Source organism: Streptomyces sp. NPDC048606 (assembly GCF_040650855.1).
Lineage (GTDB): Bacteria > Actinomycetota > Actinomycetes > Streptomycetales > Streptomycetaceae > Streptomyces.
Genome location: NZ_JBEZIB010000097.1, coordinates 1 through 2,713 on the forward strand (window position 1 = coordinate 1; position 2,713 = coordinate 2,713).

The 2,713-nt window shown below is 69.6% G+C and carries 2 protein-coding genes; one reads left to right on the forward strand and one right to left on the reverse strand.

What is annotated here, in order from left to right; genetic code table 11:
• Window positions 1-1,071: alpha-amylase family glycosyl hydrolase (locus tag AB0D01_RS39600; protein WP_363064266.1), on the reverse strand; the 1,071-nt coding region annotated here is incomplete at its 3' end.
• Between the two features lie 222 nt (window positions 1,072-1,293).
• Between AB0D01_RS39600 and AB0D01_RS39605 the strand changes: the two genes are divergently transcribed.
• Complete coding sequence (locus AB0D01_RS39605; protein ID WP_363064268.1) at window positions 1,294-2,568, forward strand: extracellular solute-binding protein; 1,275 nt, start codon at window positions 1,294-1,296, stop codon at window positions 2,566-2,568.
• The last annotated feature ends 145 nt before the right edge of the window (window positions 2,569-2,713 follow it).

Sequence of the window (2,713 nt, forward strand, 5' to 3'; positions counted from 1 at the left end):
CGCCCGCGCCACACCCCGCACCCCACCCCCATACCGCGTCACATGCCGCACCACATCATGATTCGACAACACCCACGTCGTCGGAGCCCCCACGGTCGAGGTCGCGGCCAGGGACTCGTCGACGACCGTGCGCATCGCCGTCGCGTCCCAGGGGCAGTTCAGGAACCGGAAGTTGAAGGCCTGGTGCAGTTCGTCGGGCCGGACGTACAGCGCGAGCCGCTGCGAGGTCGGGGCCCAGGCCTCGGCCACGCCGATCCGCTCGCCCTCGTAGGAGTCCAGGAGACGGCGCCAGGAGCGGTGGATCGCGTGCACCCCGTCCTGGTCGAAGAAGGGGAGCGGCTCGGTGCCGATCAGGGTGGCCTGCGCCCCGTGCCCGATGTCGGGCAGGCCGGGGGCCTTGACCATGCCGTGGGCGACGTCCACCCGGAAGCCGTCGACGCCCAGGTCCAGCCAGAAGCGCAGGACGGACGCGAACTCCTCGGCCACCTCCGGGTTGTCCCAGTCCAGGTCGGGCTGCTCCGGGGCGAACAGGTGCAGGTACCAGTCCCCGTCCGGGACCCGGGTCCAGGCCGGTCCGCCGAAGACGGACTCCCAGTCGTTGGGCGGCAGCTCCCCGGCCGGCCCGCGCCCGGGGCGGAACAGGTAGCGCGCGCGGGCGCCCGGCTCGTCGGCGAGGGCCGCCAGGAACCAGGGGTGGCGCTCGGAGGTGTGGTTCGGCACCACGTCCACGATCACCCGCAGCCCGAGCGCGTGCGCGGCCCGGACGAGGGCGTCGGCGTCGGCGAGGTCCCCGAAGAGGGGGTCGACGGCCCGGTAGTCGGCCACGTCGTAGCCGCCGTCCGCCTGGGGGGAGACGTAGAAGGGGGTGAGCCACACCGCGTCCACCCCGAGCCGGGCCAGGTGGGGGAGGCGCTCGCGGATCCCTCGCAGGTCCCCGACGCCGTCGCCGTCGCTGTCCGCGAAGGAGCGCACGTACACCTGATAGATGACGGCATCGCGCCACCAGCCGCCCTTCTCCGTGATGTTGCTGGAAGCGCTTGCAAGCCGGACGGCCGTCAACTCGTGGGTCATATCGGGGTCAACGCGGGTACACACCCCCTGGTTGCGGGCTCTTGCAGGGGAAGGGGAGCCGGATCAACAGCAAGCTGCGGCAACCGTAGGGACACACGGATGTAACGATCAGCTCGTCTTGCAGAAATTTGCCGCAAGGTCTTTCGGACCGCTTTCAGGCTTGTTACGTTCCTGGCAACTCGGGACCGCGAGGGAGCGGCCGGGATCATCGAAGGAGTTCATATGCGGCGTGGCATAGCGGCCACCGCGCTGGTCGCGACCCTGGCGCTCGCGACGACGGCCTGCGGCGGTGACACCAAGGGTGACGGTGGCGAGACCAAGGCCGGCGGCGAGCTGAGCGGCACCGTCACCTGGTGGGACACGTCGAACGACGCCGAGAAGGCGAGCTTCCAGAAGATCGCCGAGGCGTTCACCGCGAAGCACCCCAAGGTGACCGTCAAGTACGTCAACGTCCCGTACGGCGACGCCCAGAACAAGGTCAAGAACGCCTTCAGCAGCGGTTCCGAGGCCCCTGACGTGATCCGCGCCGACGTCGGCTGGGTCGCCGACTTCGCCTCCCTCGGCTACCTCGACGAGGTCCCCGCCGAGACCGCCAAGAAGGTCGACGCAGAGTTCCTGCCGCAGGCCGCCGCCAGCGGCAAGTACGAGGGCAAGACCTACGCCGTCCCGCAGGTCATCGACACCCTCGGCCTCTTCTACAACAAGAAGATGCTCGCCGACGCCGGCGTCCAGCCCCCCAAGACGCTGGAGGAGCTGAAGACCGCCGCCGCCGCCATCAAGGCCAAGAGCGGCAAGACCGGCCTCTACCTGCGCGGCGACGACTCCTACTGGTTCCTGCCCTTCATCTACGGCGAGGGCGGCGACCTCGTCGACGCCAAGACCAAGACGGTCACCGTCGACAACGCCGCCGGGGTCAAGGCCTTCAAGGCCGCCCGCGACCTGGTCGCCTCCGGAGCGGCGACCACCAACGCCACCGACGGCTGGACCAACATGCAGACGGCCTTCAAGACCGGCGAGGCCGCCATGATGATCAACGGCCCCTGGGCCGTCGCCGACAGCTACGCGGGCGACCAGTTCAAGGACAAGTCCAACCTCGGGGTCTCCGCCGTCCCGGCCGGCTCGGCCAAGGCCGGCGCCCCGCAGGGCGGCCACGACCTCGCCGTGTACGCCGGCTCGAAGAACACCGCCGCCGCCCACGCCTTCGTCGAGTACATGACCTCCCAGGAGGTGCAGGTCCAGTCCGCCAAGGACCTGAGCCTGCTCCCGACGCGCACCGCCGCCTACGAGCAGCCCGACGTCAAGGGCAGCGAGATGGTCCAGTTCTTCAAGCCGGCCGTCGACAAGGCCGTCGAGCGCGCCTGGATCCCGGAGAACGGCTCCCTCTTCGAGCCGCTGAAGGTCGAATACACCAAGGCCGTCACCGGAGCCTCCTCCCCGGAGGACGCGGCCAAGGCGGCCGGCGTCGAGTTCCGCAAGATCCTCAAGGGCTGGAAGTAACGACGGATGGCTGCTCACACCAGCCAGTCGGTGGCGAAGGCCGCGGGCGGCGACGACCTGTCGCGCCCGATCGACGAAGTCGCTCTCGAAGAGCCCTTCCACGACCAGGAAACCGTTCTCCCGATAGGCTTCGATCTGGCTCTCG